The following is a 17,411-nucleotide window of genomic DNA, read 5'->3' as shown; positions in this document are numbered from 1 at the left end:
GCCCGAGTGGCCGAGGTCAGTAGAACGTTCACCGTCGCCGCACCGCTCGAGAAAGTCGTCGCGTACCTGCGCGACTTCGCGAACACCACGGCCTGGGATCCCGGGACCGACAAGTGCGAGCAGACCACCCCCGGTCCGGTGGCGGTGGGCACGGAATGGCACAACGTGTCGTCGTTCTTCGGGCGCACCACCGAACTCACCTACCGCATGACCCGCGACGACCCCGATCACGTGGTCTTCGAAGGTCGCAACAAGACGGCAGCCACGTCGGACGATCTGGCGTTCGAGAAGGTGGGCGACGTCTCCACGTCGATCACCTACCGCGCGCATTTCCGCTTCACCGGCCTCGCGCGGTTCGCCGACCCCGTCGCCCGCCTCGCATTCGAGGTGCTCGCGGCCAAGACCGTCAAGCGGATGACCGGGGTCCTCGAAGCGAGGTAAGCGGTATCGAGTTTCCACAGCGCCCTCACTCTCGACGAGTGAGGGTGTTTCATTCGGTACCGATCAGGGAATGATCCGGTCCTCGTGATCCGAAAAGATCCGCCGCACATCGTGTTTGCGGGTGACCGGGTCGAAACTCCGGGTGGGTATCCAGAAGATGAAATACATCGTCCGGACCAGCCATACGCCGATCCACGAGACGCGCGCCTGCTTCGTCAGCCCGTGGGCGCGCAGCGTGCGGGGGAGCGATGCCGTGTACTCGAAGTACGACTTGCGAGACGACAGCATCCGCCGGCCGGACACTTGCACCTTCATGCCGGGCAGCATTGCGATCTTGATTCCCGCATCATGGAGTGAGAGCGAGATGTCGGAGTCTTCCCAGATGCCTCGGCCCTCGTGCAGTGCGGGAAGGATTGTTTCCCATGCGGTCTTGCGCACCGCCATGTTCGCCCCGTATACGCCGCGAGCTTCCTGAACGCCGGCGTCCTTCTTCGTGTCTGATGCCACGCGCACCATGAATCGCTGGACACCCTGGAGTGGCATGTCGTACTGCTCGAACGGGCCGAGTGCGGCCCCGAACTCCGGGTCGGCGGTCGCGAAGAATTCGCGGATCGACTGAGCCCAACCCGGCTGCACGATGGTGTCGGCGTCGATGCGCGCGACGATCGGTGTCTTCGCTGCCGCGATGCCTGCGTTGCGGGCGGGGATCAGGCCGGGCTGTTCCTCGGTGATGATGCGAAGTCTGCCCGCGGCTTCGTGTGCCTGGGCCACGGCGACGGTGTCGTCGGTGCAGTTGTTGTCGACGACGATGATCTCGTCGATCTGGTCGCCCTCCGCGAGGAGTGCGTCGAGCGCTCGACCGATGGTCGTCTCTTCGTTGTAGGCCGGTATGACCACGGTCAGCGTCGGCGCAGTCGGCTGGGGGGTTGGCTGCTGCCCTGGCGTCGGGGGCTGCGTCATCGCGCACGATCCTTTGGTGGAAGGGAGTAGGGAATCTGTGATTTCCCTGAGAATCTTCACATACTTGTCGGTTTGTTACAGTGCGGGAGGCAAGGACCCGGCAGATTCGACCGTCGGTGCGCGAGGTGGAGGTGGCAACCAACTCGCGGAGATGGTCTGATCGCGACTGTGCCGTGTGCGGGCTAGCGCTCGCAAACTGAATAATATTACCCACGAGTATTTTACGAAGATTTTCCGTGTTGTTCGCATGGTTGTCCGCCCGTGTGGCCCCGTCGGCTCGCGAACCGGGGCAATCGGTAGGCTACCGCCGATACTGATCGATTCTTCAATCACTTTTCAATCGGCGGAGTGGCGAACGTCGTCACGGTGGGCTCGCACTGTCGGTGGCTCACGTGCTACCGCTCGACGGGAGCGCAGCCCCGAGTCGATCGATCGTCGTCCACGCAGAAGGAGTCCGAAGAAGTGAAGCTGGAACCACGCGACGCCGCATGGGTGTACCTGGAGCAGGCGAACACCCCGTCGCTCAGCATCGCGATGTACGTCTTCGACACGTCGACGGACCCGCGAGGTGTGATGACGCCGGACGAGGTCAGAGCGTTCGTTGCCGAGCGCGTGCAGGCGGTGGACGTGTTCACGCGCCGGCTGCGGCGTGTACCCCTCGACCTCGACCACCCGAGCTGGGTGGCGGACCACGAGTTCGACATCGACAACCACCTCGAGGTCGTCGATGCGCGCGGCGGAGGGTGGGGCGAGTTCCGCCGCATCGCCTCGGAGTTCGTCGGCGGCGGGTTGGATCTGCAGCGCCCGCCCTGGGAGATGCGGGTCGTCACGAGGTTGACGGACATCGACGGTGTCGCGGATGCGGCGGCGGTGCTGCTGAAATTCCACCACTCGGTGGGTGATGGCGCGGTCACCCTGGAGATGACCCGGCGACTCTTCTCCGCTCAGGTGGACCGACAGCCGGCGACGGGACCGCAGACGCCCGTCGGTCCGAGATCGGTCATGCAGGCGCTCCCGACCGTTTCCCGGCAGTTGCGTGCGTTCGTGCAAGGCCTCCGGGACGTCTCGGCCGCGGGCAAGGAAGTCAAGGCCGCAGTCGACAGCGGAGAGGTGTGGGTCCCGCCGCGGATGCGGCCGGCTACACGGTTCAACGGGAGCGTGGGCCCGGCGCGGACGTTCGACGCCGCGTCGTTCCTGCTGGACGACGTCCGGGCGATCCGGGCCGCCGCCGGGGACGTGACGATCAATGACGTGGCCTTGACCCTGGTGGCCGGCGCGCTCCGCGACTACCTGCGGGAAGTCGGCGAAGAACCCGAAGAGTCGCTGGGAGCGAAAGTCCCGATGTCGATCCGGTCGCTCGGACACTTGGAGTCGGCGAACCAGCTCACGGTCCTGCAGATCGATCTCCACACCGACATCGCCGACCCTCTCGAGCGGCTCCGCGCGATCCACACCTCCGCAGCGGCGGAGCGGGACCGCAAACAGCGCGCCGAGGTATTGCGTTCCGAGACGCTGGTCGACGTGACTCCAGGTTTCGTCGTGCGGGCGATCAACTGGATCGCATCACGGTTGCCGTCCTCTTCCTCGTCGGTTCCATACTTCAACGTCGTGACGACCAACGTCGCACGCGGTGGCGTAGATCTGTGGCTGCGGGACGCGCAGGCCGTGTCGACGTACGGTGCCGCGGCGCTGACGGCCCGGCAGGGTCTCACACATGCGATCCATTCGCTCGGCAACACACTGACCATCTCGGTGCTGACGACTCCGAACATGATGAACGACCCCGAGCGCTACGTGGCGCTGATCCACGCACAGTTCGACTCCCTGGCGGCGGCAGTGGGGGCATCGACCTCGACCGCGTGACCGGTGCGCGCCTGGGCGCCCCGCACCAGTGATACGGGGCGCCGCTGTCGGGGCGAATCAGCTGAGGTGATGCACCTCCTGCAGCCCGTAGACCGGTGTCGGGATCTCCTCGTGCCGGGCCTTGAGCTGCAGAGCGAGGTACAGCGAGTAGTGCCGCGACTGGTGCAGGTTGCCACCGTGGAACCACAGCGCTTCCTGCTGGGTCGGTTTCCACATGTTGCGCTGCTCGCCCTCCCACGGTCCGGGGTCCTTGGTGGTGTCGGAGCCGAGGCCCCAGCACTTTCCGACCTTGTCGGCCACTTCCTGACCCATGAGGTCGGCGGCCCAGCCGTTCATGGACCCGTAGCCGGTGGCGTAGACGACGAGGTCGGCAGGCAGTTCCGTCCCGTCGGTGAGAACCACGGCGTCCTCGGTGAGATGGTCGACCTGTCCGGACACGAGGTGGATGCTGCCGTCGGCGACGAGGTCGGACGCGCCGACGTCGATGTAGTAGCCGGACCCACGGCGCAGGTACTTCATGAACAGACCGGACCCGTCGTCACCGAAATCGAGCTTGAATCCGGCCTTTTCCAGTCGGTCGTAGAAGTCCCTGTCCCGTTCGGCGATCTTCTGATAGATCGGGATCTGGAATTCGTGCATGATCTTGTACGGCAGTGACGCGAACGTGAGGTCGGCCTTCTCCGTCGTCATTCCCGCCGCGACAGCGCGCTCCGAATAGAGGTCGCCGAGGCCGAGGTCCATCAGGGAGTCCGACTTCACGATGTGCGTGGACGACCGCTGCAGCATCGTCACGTCGGCGCCGTTCTCGAAGAGCGCCTTGCAGATGTCGTGAGCCGAGTTGTTGGCACCCACGACGACGACGCGCTTCCCCACGTAGGCGTCCGGACCGGGGTGCTGACTCGAATGGTGCTGCTCGCCCCGGAAGACGTCCTGGCCCGGGAACGACGGAACGTTCGGCTTGCCCGACATGCCGGTGGCGAGCACCAGCTGCTTCGGGTGGAGCACCACGTCCTCGCCGTCGCGGTCGAGGACGACGGTCCACTCCTTGGTCTCCTCGTCGAACGTCGCGGACGTGCAGGTGGTGGACGACCAGTACGGAATCTCCATCACCTTGGTGTACATCTCGAGCCAGTCGCCGATCTTGTCCTTCGGCGCGAAGACCGGCCAGTTGTCCGGGAACGGCATGTAGGGCAGGTGGTCGTACCAGACCGGGTCGTGCAGGCACAGCGACTTGTAGCGGTTGCGCCACTGGTCGCCGGGGCGTTCGTTCTTGTCCACGACGATGGCCGGGACCCCGAGTTGGCGCAGCCGCGCGCCGAGCGCGATGCCGCCCTGGCCGCCGCCGATCACCAGAACGTACGGCTGGCGGGTGTAACCGAGTTCCCGCTCCTCGATCTCCCGCTTCTCCGTCCAGCTCAGGGTGTCGCCGCCGGAGCCGTGAACAGCACCCTTGACGCGGTTCCGTCCCCGGCGTTCCTCGTGGCCTTTCAACTCCTGCATGGTGGTGAGGAAGGTCCACGCCTCGTCACCTTTCAGGCGCAGGTGCCCCTTGCCCCGGCCCGTCGCGGTCTCGAACTCGATCCACGCGGAGGTGACGCCGTCGGCCTCGTCCGGTGTCTCGGTGGTGCGGAAGTTGACGGGGTCGGTGTCGTCCAGGCGTGCGTGCAGCATCGCGGCGACGGCGTCGCGTCCCTCGACCGTCTTGAGGTTCCAGGTGAACGCCACCAGGTCGCGCCAGAAGCTGTCGACTGCGAACATGCCCGCGGCGCGGTCGACGTCGCGCGCGGCGAGAGCGGATTCGAAGCTCGCCAACCACAGGTCGACTCGTTCCTGAGGTGTCAGGGACGTTTGCACCGCAGTCGGCTGGACCGTCTGTGTCATGTACCTCTCCTTCGCTTGGTATGTGATGTACAGCACACTCCGGAGTGGGGCGGGCGGCAAGCGTTGCATCGTGTTGCAGTCCCGCCCGTGAGTACTTATCAACCGCGGGCGGTTGATAAGTACTCACGGGGCGAATGTCGAAATCCGTGGTGGCCCGTTCGACGTACTGTGTGAGTCCACGGCAAGAAGGCCTGGACCGACCACAATCGAGGAGGAAATCATGCGGGTCATGGTGATGATCGAGGGTGCAGGTGCCGACGAAGACAAGATCGCCCCGACCGAGGAAATGCTGGCCGCGATGGGCGCGTACAACGAGGAATTGGTGAACGCGGGCATCATGCTCGACGGCCAGGGTCTGAAGCCGACCAGCGCCGGCGCACGGGTGGTGTTCGAGGGCGGCACGACGTCGGTGGTCGACGGCCCGTTCACCGAGTCGAAGGAGATCATCGCGGGCTACTGGATCTGGGAGGTGCGATCCCTCGAAGAGGCGATCGAGTGGGTCAAGAAGTGCCCCGCCGATCCCGGCACCGGACTGCGCCAGCTGATCGAGGTGCGGCCGATCTTCGAGTCGGAGGACTTCGGGGACGAGTTCACTCCGGAGCTGCGGGAGAAGGAAGAGGCACTCGCGGCGCGGATCCGCGAGCAGCACCCGAACGGCTGAGTCCGGTGGACGTCCAGCGCACGGTCGAGGCGGTGTGGCGCATGGAGTCTCCGCGCCTCATCGCGTCGCTCACTCGCCTCGTCCGTGACGTCGGGATCGCCGAGGAGATCGCTCAGGATGCGTTCGTGCTCGCGCTCGAACAGTGGCCGGAGCAGGGCGTCCCCGACAAACCGGGTGCGTGGCTGACGGCCACGGCCAAGCACAAGGCGATCGATCGCATTCGCCGTGAACGGTCGCGGCAGTCGAAGTACACGGAGATCGCTGTCGACCCGTCCGCGCAACCGCCGAGCGCCATGCCCGCGCCGGACGCCGTCGACGGCGTGGAGGACGACCTGCTGGCTCTGGTTTTCGTGGCGTGTCATCCGGTGCTTCCCCGGGAATCGCGTGTGGCACTGACCCTTCGCCTGATCGGGGGTCTGCGCACCGACGAGATCGCGCGGGCGTTCCTCGTCCCCTCGGCGACGATGGGGCAGCGGATCAGCAGGGCCAAGCGGACGCTGTCGGAGGCGAAGGTCCCATTCGAAGTGCCCGCACGCGAGGAACTTCCGGCACGGTTGTCGGCGGTGCTCGAGGTGGTCTATCTGGTGTTCAACGAGGGGTACTCCGCCACGTCGGGTGAGGACTGGATTCGGCGTGACCTCGCGTCGGAGGCGATGCGGCTCGCCCGTGTCCTCGCCGGCCTGCTGCCCCGGGAACCGGAGGTGCACGGACTGGTGGCGCTCACCGAGTTGCAGGCGTCACGGTTCGCCGCCCGGGTGGGTCCCGACGGTGAGCCGGTCCTGCTGCAGGATCAGGACCGGTCGCGGTGGGACCGGACCTTTCTGGCGCACGGCAGTGCCGCGCTGGAGCGGGCTGTCGGGCTCGGCCGCCCGCTCGGCCCCTACTCGCTGCAGGCCGCGATCGCCGGGTGTCATGCCCGGGCACCACGTTTCGAGGACACCGACTGGGAGGCGATCGTCGCCCTGTACGACGCGCTGGCGCAGGTGGCGCCGTCGCCGGTGGTGGAACTCAATCGTGCGGTGGCGTTGCTGCATTCGGATGGGCCCGAGGCGGCGCTCGCTGCGCTCGACGCCGTGCGGGACGACCCTCGGCTGGCGCGCCACCACCTCTACGGCGCCGTGCGGGGCGAAGTCCTCGAACGCCTAGGCCGCTACGGCGAGGCGGCCCGGACGCTCGAGGACGCCGCGGCGACCGCGCCTACCCGCCGTGAACGGAACCTCCTCATGGCCCGCGCCGCCGCCGCGTCGGAGCACGCCGAACCGTGAGTCTCGACCATTGATTCACGATTTCCTGAATACAGAAATCGATGTACAGTCAGGCTCATGGAGACACTGGTCCACCGGGACGCCCTCGCGCGTTTCGGGTACGCGCTGTCGGACACCACCCGCACGCAGATTCTGCTGAGCCTGCGGTCCGGGCCCGGGTATCCGTCGGAGTTGGCCGAGAAGATCGGGGTGTCCCGGCAGATCCTGTCGAATCATCTGTCGTGCCTGCGTGGCTGCGGTCTGGTCGTCGCGGTGCCGGAGGGCAGGCGGAGTCGATACGAACTCGCCGACCCGCGCATCGCACGTGCCCTCGACGACCTGCTCGGCCTGGTGCTCGCGGTCGATCCGTCCTGCTGCCCGGACGCGGAGACAGAAGGCTGCTGCTGATGGCGTCCGAACTCGGCATGCCCACCAGGCCGACCGGCGAACGCAGGCAGGTCCTGTCCCGCCGGATCAGGTTCTTCGTGGCCGCGACGATCACCTACAACGTGATCGAAGCGATCGTGGCACTCACCGAGGGTGCGCGGGTCTCGTCGACGGCGTTGATCGGGTTCGGCCTGGATTCGGTGATCGAGGTGTCGTCGGCGGCCGCGGTCGCGTGGCAGTTCGCGGGACGCGATCCCGAGTCGCGGGAGAAGGTCGCGCTGCGCGTCATCGCGTTCTCGTTCTTCGGGCTCGCCGCGTACGTGAGCGTCGACGCGGTGCGGTCACTGCTGGGGGTCGGTGAGGCGCAGCACTCGACGGTCGGAATCGCGCTGGCCGCAGCGAGTCTGGCCGTGATGCCGGTCCTGTCGTGGGCGCAGCGGCGGGCCGGTCGTGAACTCGGCTCCCTGTCGGCGGTCGCCGATTCCAAGCAGACCCTGTTGTGCACGTACCTGTCCGCGGTGCTGCTGGTCGGGTTGCTGCTCAACAGCACCCTCGGCTGGTCGTGGGCCGATCCGATCGCCGCCCTGGTGATCGCGGTCATCGCGGTGAAGGAAGGCGTCGACGCGTGGAAGGGCGACACCTGCTGCCCCGCGCCGGTCGGTACTCGCGCGGCGGATCAGGATCCCGGCTGCGACTGCTGCGACTTGTGATCACCGAACGGTTGGTCGCGTTCGCGGACGGCCTCACGGAATCCGACGGTGGCCGAGCGTAATTGGAACGCATACCCCTCGCGGGTGTGCCGGGACATGCCGTCGAGTACGGTGCCCACCATCGTCGAATTCGCGACGCCCTGCGCCAGCAGCGCGCTGTTCAGTGCGAGCTTGACCATCATCAGCTGATTGACGGGCATCTTCGCGATCCGCTCGACGAGGTCCTCGGTGCGCCGGTCGAGTTCCTCCGCGGGCGCCGACTCCACCGCGAGACCCCACTCGGCCGCCTGCCGTCCCGTGATGCAGTCGCCGGTGAGGAGGAGTCGCTTCGCCCGCAGGTCGCCGAGGCGGTGCGCCCACATGCCCGCGGCAGGCACACCCCACACCCGGGTCGGGGGATAGCCGATCTTCGTGTCGTCCGCGGCGACGATCTGGTCGCAGTACAGCGCGATGTCGGTGCCGCCGGCCACACAGAATCCGTGGATCTTCGCGACAGTCGGTTTGTTCGCGTGGAGCAGGCTCGCGAAGCCGCGGTTGAACCGGCTCATCATAGCGTAGTCGGCCATCGGATCCCAGTTTCCGAACGGATTGTGGTTGCGCGCCTGAACGATCGGATCGAGCACGGTGCCCGTCGTGCGGTCCGGCCCTTCGTCGGTGTGGCCGCCGTGCTCGGCGAAGATGCCCAGGTCGTACCCGCCGCAGAATCCCTTGCCGCGCCCCGACAGCAGGATCACGTGGACGCGGGGATCGAGGTCGGCGCGTTCCACAGTGGCGGCGAGCTCCACGGGAGTGTCGGCGGTGATCGCGTTGCCGTGGTCGGGACGGTTGAACGTGATCCGGGCGATGCGTCCGGTCACCTCGTAGGTGAGGGTCCGATACTGCGCCGGGTGGTCCGCCCGATCCGGTTCACGACCCGCGAACAGGGAGTCGTCGCCCTCGTCCCAGCCGTCGCGCCAGGCCGCCGGACGGGTGCCGGCGTGGTCGTCGTGGCCGGTCACGACCCCACCTTGGGAGTGGCGCGGTCGATGATGGCGGCGGTGTCGACGCCGGTCGGCAGCGTCCCGAACACGGTGCCCCAGTCGCCGGACAACCGGCTGACGCAGAACGCGTCGGCCACCGCCGGGTGCCCGTGGCGGATCAGTAGCGAACCCTGCAGGGCGAGCGCCATGTCGCCGACGACCCGCCGCGCCCGGTGCTCGAGTGAGCTGACGTCGCCGAAACTCGCCTTCAGATCCGCGACGGCGGCGTCGAGTCGCGCGTCGGCTCCGGCAGCGGAATCGAGTTCGTCGAAGAAGACCTGAAGCGTCTCCGGCTGTTTCGCCATCGCGCGCAGGGTGTCCAGGGCGGCGACGTTGCCGGAACCTTCCCACACCGACAGCAGGGGAGCCTCCCGGTACAGCCGCGGCATCCGTGATTCCTCCACGTACCCGTTGCCGCCCAGGCATTCCAGGGCCTCGGCGGCGTGGATCGGACCGCGTTTGCAGACGAAGTACTTGCTGACCGCCAGCGAGATGCGCCGCAGGGTGTTCGCGTGCTCGTCGCCCGCGGTCGCGCGGTCGGTGAGCGCGGCCAGCCACAGGGCGACGGTCGTGGCCGCCTCCGACTCGACGGCGAGGTCGGCGAGCACGTTCCGCATCAGCGGCTGATCCACCAGGTGGGCGCCGAATGCGCTGCGGTGCACGGCGTGATGCGCGGCCTGCGCGGTGCCGACACGCATGCCGGTGGCCGTGCCGATGGTGCAGTCGAGGCGGGTCATGTTGACCATCTCGATGATCGTCCGAACGCCGCGGCCTTCCTCGCCGACCAGCCACGCCACGGCCTCGTCGTACTCGACCTCGCTGCTGGCGTTGGAATGGTTGCCGAGTTTGTCCTTGAGTCGCTGCAGGTGCATCCGGTTGCGGGTGCCGTCCGGCAACACCCGGGGCAGGAAGAAACACGACAGTCCGCCCGGGGCCTGGGCCAGCACGAGGAACACGTCGGACATCGGCGCCGACGTGAACCATTTGTGCCCGGTCAGGACGTAGCTGCCGTCGGACTGCGGCACCGCGCGGGTGGTGCCCGCGCGGACGTCGGAGCCGCCCTGCTTCTCCGTCATCGACATTCCGGCGATCAGGCCGGCCTTGGTCAGCGGAGGGTGCAGCGCCGGATCGTAGACCCGGGCGGTGAGCAACGGTTCGTACTGTTCCGCCAGCTCACGGTTGTGGCGCAGGGCGGGGACGACGGCGTACGTCATGGAGATCGGGCAGCCGTGACCGGCGTCGACCTGGCCCCACACCGCCATCTTCGCGGCCCGGACCAGGTGGGCGCGTGGGTTGGGGTCGGCCCATGGTGCGCCGTGCAGGCCCATCTCGACGGCGGTGGTCATCAACTGGTGGTACGCGGGGTCGTACTCCACCTCGTCGATGCGGTTGCCGTAGCGGTCGTGGGTGCGCAGGACGGGAGGGTGCGCCTCGGCGAGATCGCCCCAGCGCTGCGCCTCCTCGCTGCCGGCGAGGCGGCCGACGTCGTGCAGTTCCTCGAGCGCGTCGTGGGCGCCCTCGCGTTGCAGCGCTTCGAGGATCGGTGCGTAATCGGCCGCGTCGAAATTGACCAGCGGCGGCACCTGGTTGAAGACTTCGTGTGTGGCACTCATGTCGGACTCCCGAGGGATCGGAGGGTGAAGGTGAGCAGGGCGGGGATGATCGCGCCGTCGGCGGCACCGCGGGCCAGGGGCAGGATCAGCGCTTCGCCGATGGCGCCGACGATGCAGGCGGCGGTCACCGACGCGTCCTGTTCCGGGATCTCCCCGGCCTCGACGGCGGCGGCGATCGCGACCGCGAGCGCGTCGCGGAACGACTCGCGGAACAGGAGGCGTTCGGTGTCGACCTGCGGGTCGACGGGCTCGACGAGCAGCGCGTACGCCAGGGTGGGTGCGCGTAGCGCGCGTTCGGCGAACGTGCCGACGGAGGCGGATACCGCGGCGACGCAGCGACCCTCGGCGCCCCGGGCGGCGTTGCCGGATTCGACGGCGGCGCTCACTTCGCGACTGCAGACGATGCGGAAGACTTCCGCGAACAGTTCGCCCTTGTTCGAGAAGTGCCGGTAGACGGTGCCGGTGCCGACGCCCGCCTCGGTCGCGACCGCGGAGATCGAGCACCCGGCGTATCCGTGGCGGGCGATCAGCCCGATCGCGGAATCGATGAGGGTGGTGCGGAGTGCGTCCAGGCGTTCCTGGACGGCGGGGGTGCGCCGGTAGGCCATATTCAAGGAGTGAACACCCGTTCCGTTCTTCCGTCAAGAGTGCTAGCGTCGGCTGCACCAGCGAGGAAAGGCGCACTCGATGACTTCCGACGTGGTACTCGTTCGCAAGGACGGCCCGGTCACGACGATCAGCCTGAACCGGCCCGAAGTCCGCAACGCCGTCGACCGGCCCACCGCCGACGCGCTCGCCGACGCCTTCCGCGCATTCGACGCGGACGAGGACGCGTCCGTCGCGGTGCTCCACGGCGAGGGCGGAACATTCTGTGCGGGAGCGGATCTCAAGGCGATCAGTTCCGGGACAGGGAACCGGGTGGCGCCCGACGGTGACGCACCGATGGGCATCTCCCGGATGCGGTTGTCCAAACCGGTGATCGCCGCGATCGACGGGCACGCGGTGGCCGGTGGGCTCGAATTGGCGCTGTGGGCCGACCTGCGGGTCGCCGGTGCCGACGCCGTCCTCGGAGTGTTCTGCCGCCGCTGGGGCGTGCCGCTCATCGACGGCGGAACCGTCCGCCTGCCGAGGCTCATCGGGGAGAGTCGCGCGATGGACCTCGTCCTCACAGGGAGGCCCGTCGACGCCGACGAAGCCCTGAGCATCGGCCTGATCAACCGGAAGGTCGCGGCGGGGGAGGCACTCGCCGCGGCCCGGCAGATGGCCGCCGAGATCGCCGCCCTGCCCCAGGTGTGCCTGCGGCAGGACCGGTTGTCGCTGCTCGAGCAGGACGGGCTCACCGAGGAACAGGCGATGCTCAACGAATTCCGCCACGGCGCAACGTCGCTGGCGAACGGAACGGTCGAGGGTGCCGCCCGATTCGCCGCCGGGGCAGGCAGGCATGGGGATGCTGCGCCCGTGAGTACTTATTAACGGCGGGCGGTTGATAAGTACTCACGGGCGGCAGCACCTCCGGTGGGTGGTGTGGTGTGCGTACCTGCTCGCGCTGGCCGCCACGATCTACACGCTGGGGCTCCCCACCGACCGCATCTACCAGGCGACGTGGATCGTCGCCGGCCTCGTCGCCTTCACGATCGATCGGCCGTGGCAGGACCATCTGCGCGTGGTGCGGGACTGGTTGCCGCTCATCGCCGCTCTCGTCGTGTACGACCTCAGCCGGGGCGTCGCCCACGAACTCGGGATGCCGGTGCGGGCTGAGGAACTGGTGACCGTGGAGAGCTGGCTCTTCGGCGGCGCGATCCCCACGGTCTGGTTGCAGGAAACCCTCCTACCCCCGACCGGTGAGCTGCCGTGGTGGACTCTGCTCACGGGAATCGTCTACACCAGCCACTTCATCGTTCCGTGGGTGGTCGCGGCCGTCTTCTACGTATACTCGCGCGACCTGTGGTCGGGGTACATGCGGCGGGTGCTGTTGCTGTCGTATCTCGGCCTCGTCACCTACATCCTCCTTCCGTCCGTTCCGCCGTGGCTGGCCGCCGAGGGGGACGTGATCTCCGGCAGCGTGGGCCGCGTCGCCGGTTTCGGATTCGGTGTGGTCCCCACGGATGTCAGCACGCGGTGGCTGGAGGCGCAGAGCAACCCCGTCGCCGCGCTGCCGTCCCTGCACGCGGCGTTCGCCCTGCTCGTGGCCGTCGCGCTCTGGCCGTTCGCGAAGAACCTGTGGTCGCGAACGCTGCTGGTCGCCTACCCGCTCGCCATGGCGTTCGTATTGGTCTACGGCGGTGAGCACTACGTGGTGGACGTGCTGGCGGGATGGGCGTACCTGGGCCTGGCGATCCTGCTGGCACGGGCGTGGGAGTCCCGCACGTCGGAGTGGCCCGGCCGGGTCGTCACCGCCGGCCGCCCGCGGCGTCGCTGGTGACCGCCACCTCGTCGAACATGGGCTGGAGGAAGGGCACGATGCGGCCTACGATCGCCTCGTTGTACGCGACCGGTTGCTGGTTCGGATTCGCGTGGCCGGTCCCGTCGAGCTTCGCCACCAGCAGCGCGCCGTCGGTCCCGCCGGACTGTTCGACGAGGATCTTCTGCGTGTAGTCGACGTCGACCACCGGGTCCTTCCACCCCGCGCGGGGACGCACGAAGACGATCCCGGGCCGCGGCTTGTCGTCCGTCTCCACCGCCAGCGACTTCAGGTTGTCGATCGCACCGGACGCGACGATGGTCTTGAACTGCGATTCGATCAGCCCGTTGCTCGCCACGTCCTCCGACAGGACCTTCTCGGTGAGGACCTCGTCGAGGACGTCGCGGAATTCGTCGACGTCGACGTGCGGGTACCAGTCCGACTTCGTGTCGAGGAACCTGCTCTGCCGGGCCGCGGTCTCCACCAGCAGGCGCATCGTCCGGCTCTCCCGCGCGCCGGGGAGCCAGCCGATCCACCGCAGCATGTCCTCGCCGCTGTCCCGGCTCCCGGCCCGGACGGCGTGCAGGTCCACCGGGGTGCAGTCGAGCACCACTCCGATGAGGTTGGCGTCCGTGTCCTCGTAGATGTGCTGCGCGACCTCCAACGCGACGACGCCGCCCATGCTGTGCCCGGACAGGACGATGTTGTCGATGCCCTCGTCGGCCGCGCGGGTGGCGATCAGTTCGCTGATCACCTTGGTGTCGATACCGCCGTTGTCGTACTGGACTGCCCATACCCGCCCGATGCGGTCGTACGAGGACAGGGTGCGGGCCGTGTCGGTGGCATCCTTGTTGCCCAGCCCGACCAGGTCGACGACCGCGGTGTCGTGGTCGGCGGGCGACTGCGCGTCGTACACCTCGTGGATCTGTGGCTGGGTCAGTGCGAGTCGCTCCCGTTCGGGTTGCACGTCGTGAACCCAGTACTGGCCGCCGGCCAGGAGCAGGGGGACGGTCCCGAGCGCGACCGCGGCGAGGAAGCGCCGGGTGCGACCGAATTTCTGCCACTGGTGACCGAGCCGTGTCGCGTGCAGACGCGCCTTGCGGCGATCGTCGCTCCAGTCGGCCACGGTGGACGGATGGCGTGTCATTCTCTCCGACATCCACTCCGATGGTACGCGCGGAGGCAGAGGGGCCCTGCTACGCGCGAACGAGCTGGGTGTACTCCACCCCGGTCAGCTCGACGGACTTCTCCCACAGGGCCGCCGCGAGTTTCGTGTTCCGCGCCCCGCCGGTGCGCGGCGAGCGCGCCACCGGTCCCCGGACCCCGAACAGTTCGTTCGGGCCCAGATAGTCGTCGGTGCGGACGTCGGGCATGGTCGCCGCGTACAGCTGTCCGAGCGCGCCGTCCTTCTCGTCGTTGCCGACCACCCGCAGTCCGAGGTGGGTCACGGCAAGAGCGCCCGGGATCGGCGGGACCATCGAGTCGAAGAGATTGGTGGCGGCGATCCCCGGATGCGTCGCCACCGAGAGCAGGGGCAGCCCCGCAGCCTCGCTGCGTCTGGCCAGTTCGCCGCTGAACAGCAGATTCGCGAGCTTCGACTGGTTGTACGCGCCCATCCGGGTGTACTTGCGACGGTCGAAGTTCAAGTCGTCGAGGACGATCCGGCCACGACGGTGCGCGATGCTCGCGAGGGTGACGACGCGTGGGGCAGGAGCCGCGAGGAGGGCGGGAAGGAGCTGTCCGGTCAGCGCGAAATGGCCGAAATGATTGGTGCCGATCTGCAGTTCGAAACCGTCGGTGGTGCGGCCGAAGGGAACGGCCATCAGCCCCGCGTTGTTGATCAGCACGTCGATCTGCGGTGCGACCTCGCACGCGTGCTGCGCAGCGTCCCGGACCGACGCCAGGTCGGTGAGGTCCAGCGGAATCAGATGGTGCTCGGCATCCCTGCCCGCCTTGCGTACCCGCGTGAGTGCGGCGTCGCCGGTGTGCAGATTGCGGCACGCGAGCAGGACTGTCGCGCCCGCACCGGCGAGCGCCGTCGCGGCGTGGAGCCCGAGTCCGTTGTTCGCACCGGTGACGAGGACGGTCCTGCCCCACTGGTCGGGGATGTCGTCGAACCTGAAGTGCCTGTTGTCGAGTGGTGTCATGAAGGAACCGTCTCCTCGGAGGTGCTGTCAGATGTCCAGAACGACGCGTTCGCCATCCGTGCGGTCGACGCACAACAGCATCTGGCCGGACGTCCGGCTGTCGTGCTCCACGCGGACGGCGCAGGTTCCGCAGAACCCTTGCCGGCAGGAGAAGGCAAGTCCGGGGCGCACTTCGGAGATCGCGTCGAGCGCGGTTCGGTCGGCGGGAACGCGGACGACCTCGCCGGTGCGGGCGAGTTCGACCTCGAACTGCCGTCCGTCGACGATCGGTGGCGGCGAGAACCGCTCGTAGTGGAATTCGGTGCCGGGCGGCAACGCGGCATCGACCGCCGCGATCAGCGAGATCGGCCCACAGCAGTACACGGCTGCGGTGTCGCTCACCGTGTCGAGTAGTTCGGCCGCGGTAGGCATTCCGCCGTCGTCGTCGGTGCGCACGGTCACCCGGTCGCCGAACTCGGCAAGCTGGTCGAGGAACGGCAACGACTCCCGGTTGCGGCCGGTGTAGACCATCGACCAGTCCAGGTCGAGCCGATGGGCCAGTCGCGCCATCGGAAGAATGGGGGTGATCCCGATTCCGCCCGCGACGAAGTGCAGTCGGTCCGCCGTCGATCCGTGCCCGGGAAGTGCCAGCGGGAACGCGTTGAACGGGCCGCGGACCGTCACCGAGGCTCCGGGGTGCAGGATGTCGTGGACCTCGCGCGAACCGCCACCGCCGTCGGGAATGCGCCGCACCGCAATGGTGTACGCGCGACTGTCCGCCGGGTCGCCGCACAGCGAGTACTGACGCCGCAGCCCGGACGGCAGCTCCAGGTCGAGATGCGCACCCGGGCGCCACTGGTCGAGTTCCCCTCCGCCGGGGGCGGTGAGCGTGAGGCTCACGACGTTCTCGTCGTGCGCCACCACCCGGCGCTCGCGCACCAGCAGTCGCCGGCAGCCGTCGCTGACCGGCGGGGTGAGATCGGTGCGGTACAGGAAGCGCAGCGAGCGCATGTACGCGGTGGTGACACCGGCGACGGCACGCAGCAACGGGTCGCGTCGGCGCTTGCCCCAGAGGTCGCCCGGGACGGACGTCGGTGCCGGGTACGTCGGGGTCACGCCGCTGCCCGCGCCGCCGGCGACTTGGCCAGGTAGGCGATCGCCTGCGCCGTGTCGCCCTCGGCCTGCGGCGAGTAGCGGGGGTGCAGATATCGGAGTGCACCCCGGAACAGGCTCGTCAGGCCGGGCAGTGAACCGCGGCGCATCGCGGCGAACAGCCCCATCCACAGGGAGAAGTAGCCGCGGTCGCGCATGGTCGGGTCGGCGTGCACGATGAACTTCAGCCCGCGCGTCATCACCACCAGAAACGCGAGATACGACACCAGCATGGCGAGATTGCGGCGGAAGTACCCCACGCCGAAGTACATGGCGACGTCGTGAGCGACGTTGCGGTGCTCGACCTCCTCCGCGCCGTGCCAGCGGTACAGGTCGGTCATGCTCGGGTCGGCGTCGAAGTCCTCGAGGCGCGCGTTCAGGATCCAGTCGCCCAGGAACGCCGTCATGTGCTCGATCGCACCGATGAACGCGAGCCGTTCGACGAGTTGCTGACGCTGCGCGCGGGCGCTGCCCATCTCCCTGCGGCCCAGCACCTTCCTCATGAGGAATTCGGACTGCAACACGAACGGCCGCGGGTCCACGTCGTGTGCGTCCAGGAACTCGTACAGCACCACGTTGTGTGTTTCGGCGTGCATCGCCTCCTGTCCGATGAACCCTCGGACGTCGGCGCGGAGTCGGTCGTCGTTGATCAGAGGCAGCGCCTCGGTGAACGTGGCGCAGAACCACCGCTCCCCCTCGGGGAGGATCAGGTTGATCGCGCTGAGCGTGTGCGAGGCGATCGGTTCGCCGGGAATCCAGTGCAGCGGGGTCCGGGACCAGTCGAAATTCACGTTGCGTGCCTGCAGGGTCACGTCACCGGGGTCGACGTCGATCGCGTCGACCTTCTTTCCGTTCCGCAGTGCCATCAGTGATCTCCTCGAAGTCGGCTTCGGGCGAGGGACGCCGTTCGGCCGCGTGGCCGGGTTACCGCGAGACACGATGAGCGTTACCCG

The 17,411-nt window shown here is 68.0% G+C and carries 17 protein-coding genes; 8 read left to right on the top strand and 9 right to left on the bottom strand.

Features of this window, described 5'->3' with window-relative positions:
• Positions 1-6: 6 nt before the first annotated feature.
• Positions 7-441 carry an SRPBCC family protein gene (locus CJ177_RS18740; RefSeq protein WP_095868342.1) on the top strand — a complete coding sequence of 145 codons (435 nt, stop codon included), beginning with the start codon at positions 7-9 and terminating at the stop codon, positions 439-441.
• 63 nt (positions 442-504) lie between these two features.
• Here the strand turns inward: CJ177_RS18740 and CJ177_RS18735 are convergent, their stop codons facing one another.
• A complete protein-coding gene (locus CJ177_RS18735; RefSeq protein WP_025431698.1) occupies positions 505-1,401 on the bottom strand; it encodes a glycosyltransferase family 2 protein in 897 nt (298 codons plus the stop codon).
• Positions 1,402-1,863: 462 nt separating this feature from the next.
• Here CJ177_RS18735 and CJ177_RS18730 point away from each other — a divergent pair, with 462 nt between their 5' ends.
• Positions 1,864-3,264: a wax ester/triacylglycerol synthase family O-acyltransferase gene (locus CJ177_RS18730; RefSeq protein ID WP_095868802.1), complete on the top strand. Its 1,401-nt coding sequence runs from the start codon at positions 1,864-1,866 to the stop codon at positions 3,262-3,264.
• Positions 3,265-3,321: 57 nt separating this feature from the next.
• Here the strand turns inward: CJ177_RS18730 and CJ177_RS18725 are convergent, their stop codons facing one another.
• A complete protein-coding gene (locus CJ177_RS18725) occupies positions 3,322-5,145 on the bottom strand; it encodes an NAD(P)/FAD-dependent oxidoreductase (protein ID WP_095868341.1) in 1,824 nt (607 codons plus the stop codon).
• 220 nt (positions 5,146-5,365) lie between these two features.
• Here CJ177_RS18725 and CJ177_RS18720 point away from each other — a divergent pair, with 220 nt between their 5' ends.
• Genes CJ177_RS18720 through CJ177_RS18705 form a run of 4 tightly spaced genes read left to right on the top strand, consistent with a single transcriptional unit; the run spans position 5,366 to position 8,147 of the window.
• Complete coding sequence (locus tag CJ177_RS18720; RefSeq protein WP_005248606.1) at positions 5,366-5,806, top strand: YciI family protein; 441 nt, start codon at positions 5,366-5,368, stop codon at positions 5,804-5,806.
• Between the two features lie 5 nt (positions 5,807-5,811).
• Positions 5,812-7,071: an RNA polymerase sigma factor gene (locus CJ177_RS18715; protein ID WP_095868340.1), complete on the top strand. Its 1,260-nt coding sequence runs from the start codon at positions 5,812-5,814 to the stop codon at positions 7,069-7,071.
• Positions 7,072-7,128: 57 nt separating this feature from the next.
• Positions 7,129-7,458: a helix-turn-helix transcriptional regulator gene (locus CJ177_RS18710; RefSeq protein WP_005248604.1), complete on the top strand. Its 330-nt coding sequence runs from the start codon at positions 7,129-7,131 to the stop codon at positions 7,456-7,458.
• Positions 7,458-8,147 (top strand): cation diffusion facilitator family transporter, encoded by a 690-nt coding sequence (locus CJ177_RS18705; protein WP_095868339.1) that lies wholly within the window; start codon positions 7,458-7,460, stop codon positions 8,145-8,147. Before CJ177_RS18710 ends, CJ177_RS18705 begins: the two co-directional genes overlap by 1 nt.
• Here CJ177_RS18705 and CJ177_RS18700 read toward each other — a convergent pair.
• The 3 genes from CJ177_RS18700 to CJ177_RS18690 are packed head-to-tail and all read right to left on the bottom strand — an operon-like array spanning position 8,114 to position 11,387.
• On the bottom strand, positions 8,114-9,145 hold the full coding sequence (locus CJ177_RS18700) for a crotonase/enoyl-CoA hydratase family protein (protein WP_095868338.1): 1,032 nt from the start codon (positions 9,143-9,145) through the stop codon (positions 8,114-8,116). The two genes, CJ177_RS18705 and CJ177_RS18700, sit on opposite strands and share 34 nt — an antisense overlap.
• On the bottom strand, positions 9,142-10,779 hold the full coding sequence (locus tag CJ177_RS18695; RefSeq protein WP_061040842.1) for an acyl-CoA dehydrogenase family protein: 1,638 nt from the start codon (positions 10,777-10,779) through the stop codon (positions 9,142-9,144). Before CJ177_RS18695 ends, CJ177_RS18700 begins: the two co-directional genes overlap by 4 nt.
• Positions 10,776-11,387, bottom strand: coding sequence for a TetR/AcrR family transcriptional regulator (locus CJ177_RS18690; protein WP_095868337.1), 612 nt, complete (start codon positions 11,385-11,387; stop codon positions 10,776-10,778). Before CJ177_RS18690 ends, CJ177_RS18695 begins: the two co-directional genes overlap by 4 nt.
• A 79-nt stretch (positions 11,388-11,466) precedes the next feature.
• Here CJ177_RS18690 and CJ177_RS18685 point away from each other — a divergent pair, with 79 nt between their 5' ends.
• Entirely contained in the window at positions 11,467-12,252 is a 786-nt protein-coding gene (locus CJ177_RS18685; RefSeq protein WP_095868336.1) for a crotonase/enoyl-CoA hydratase family protein, read from the top strand.
• A gap of 49 nt (positions 12,253-12,301) precedes the next feature.
• Positions 12,302-13,201, top strand: a complete 900-nt coding sequence (locus tag CJ177_RS18680) for a phosphatase PAP2 family protein (RefSeq protein ID WP_095868801.1) — start codon at positions 12,302-12,304, stop codon at positions 13,199-13,201.
• Here CJ177_RS18680 and CJ177_RS18675 read toward each other — a convergent pair.
• From CJ177_RS18675 to CJ177_RS18660, 4 genes are read right to left on the bottom strand one after another with little or no spacing between them, the layout of a single operon-like run.
• Complete coding sequence (locus CJ177_RS18675) at positions 13,170-14,327, bottom strand: alpha/beta fold hydrolase (protein WP_061699929.1); 1,158 nt, start codon at positions 14,325-14,327, stop codon at positions 13,170-13,172. The genes CJ177_RS18680 and CJ177_RS18675 overlap by 32 nt on opposite strands.
• A 49-nt stretch (positions 14,328-14,376) precedes the next feature.
• The gene (locus CJ177_RS18670) at positions 14,377-15,327 is read right to left on the bottom strand and encodes an oxidoreductase (RefSeq protein WP_095868335.1); all 951 of its coding nucleotides are present in this window, start codon (positions 15,325-15,327) and stop codon (positions 14,377-14,379) included.
• Between the two features lie 27 nt (positions 15,328-15,354).
• On the bottom strand, positions 15,355-16,422 hold the full coding sequence (locus CJ177_RS18665) for a PDR/VanB family oxidoreductase (RefSeq protein WP_095868334.1): 1,068 nt from the start codon (positions 16,420-16,422) through the stop codon (positions 15,355-15,357).
• A complete protein-coding gene (locus CJ177_RS18660) occupies positions 16,419-17,324 on the bottom strand; it encodes a metal-dependent hydrolase (protein ID WP_025431703.1) in 906 nt (301 codons plus the stop codon). The genes CJ177_RS18665 and CJ177_RS18660 overlap by 4 nt, the downstream gene beginning before the upstream one ends.
• Positions 17,325-17,411: the final 87 nt, after the last annotated feature.

Origin of the sequence: Rhodococcus sp. ACPA1 (assembly GCF_002300195.1) — a bacterium.
Classification (GTDB): Bacteria; Actinomycetota; Actinomycetes; order Mycobacteriales; family Mycobacteriaceae; genus Rhodococcus_F; species Rhodococcus_F opacus.
This window is presented reverse-complemented; position numbering and strand designations above follow the sequence as displayed.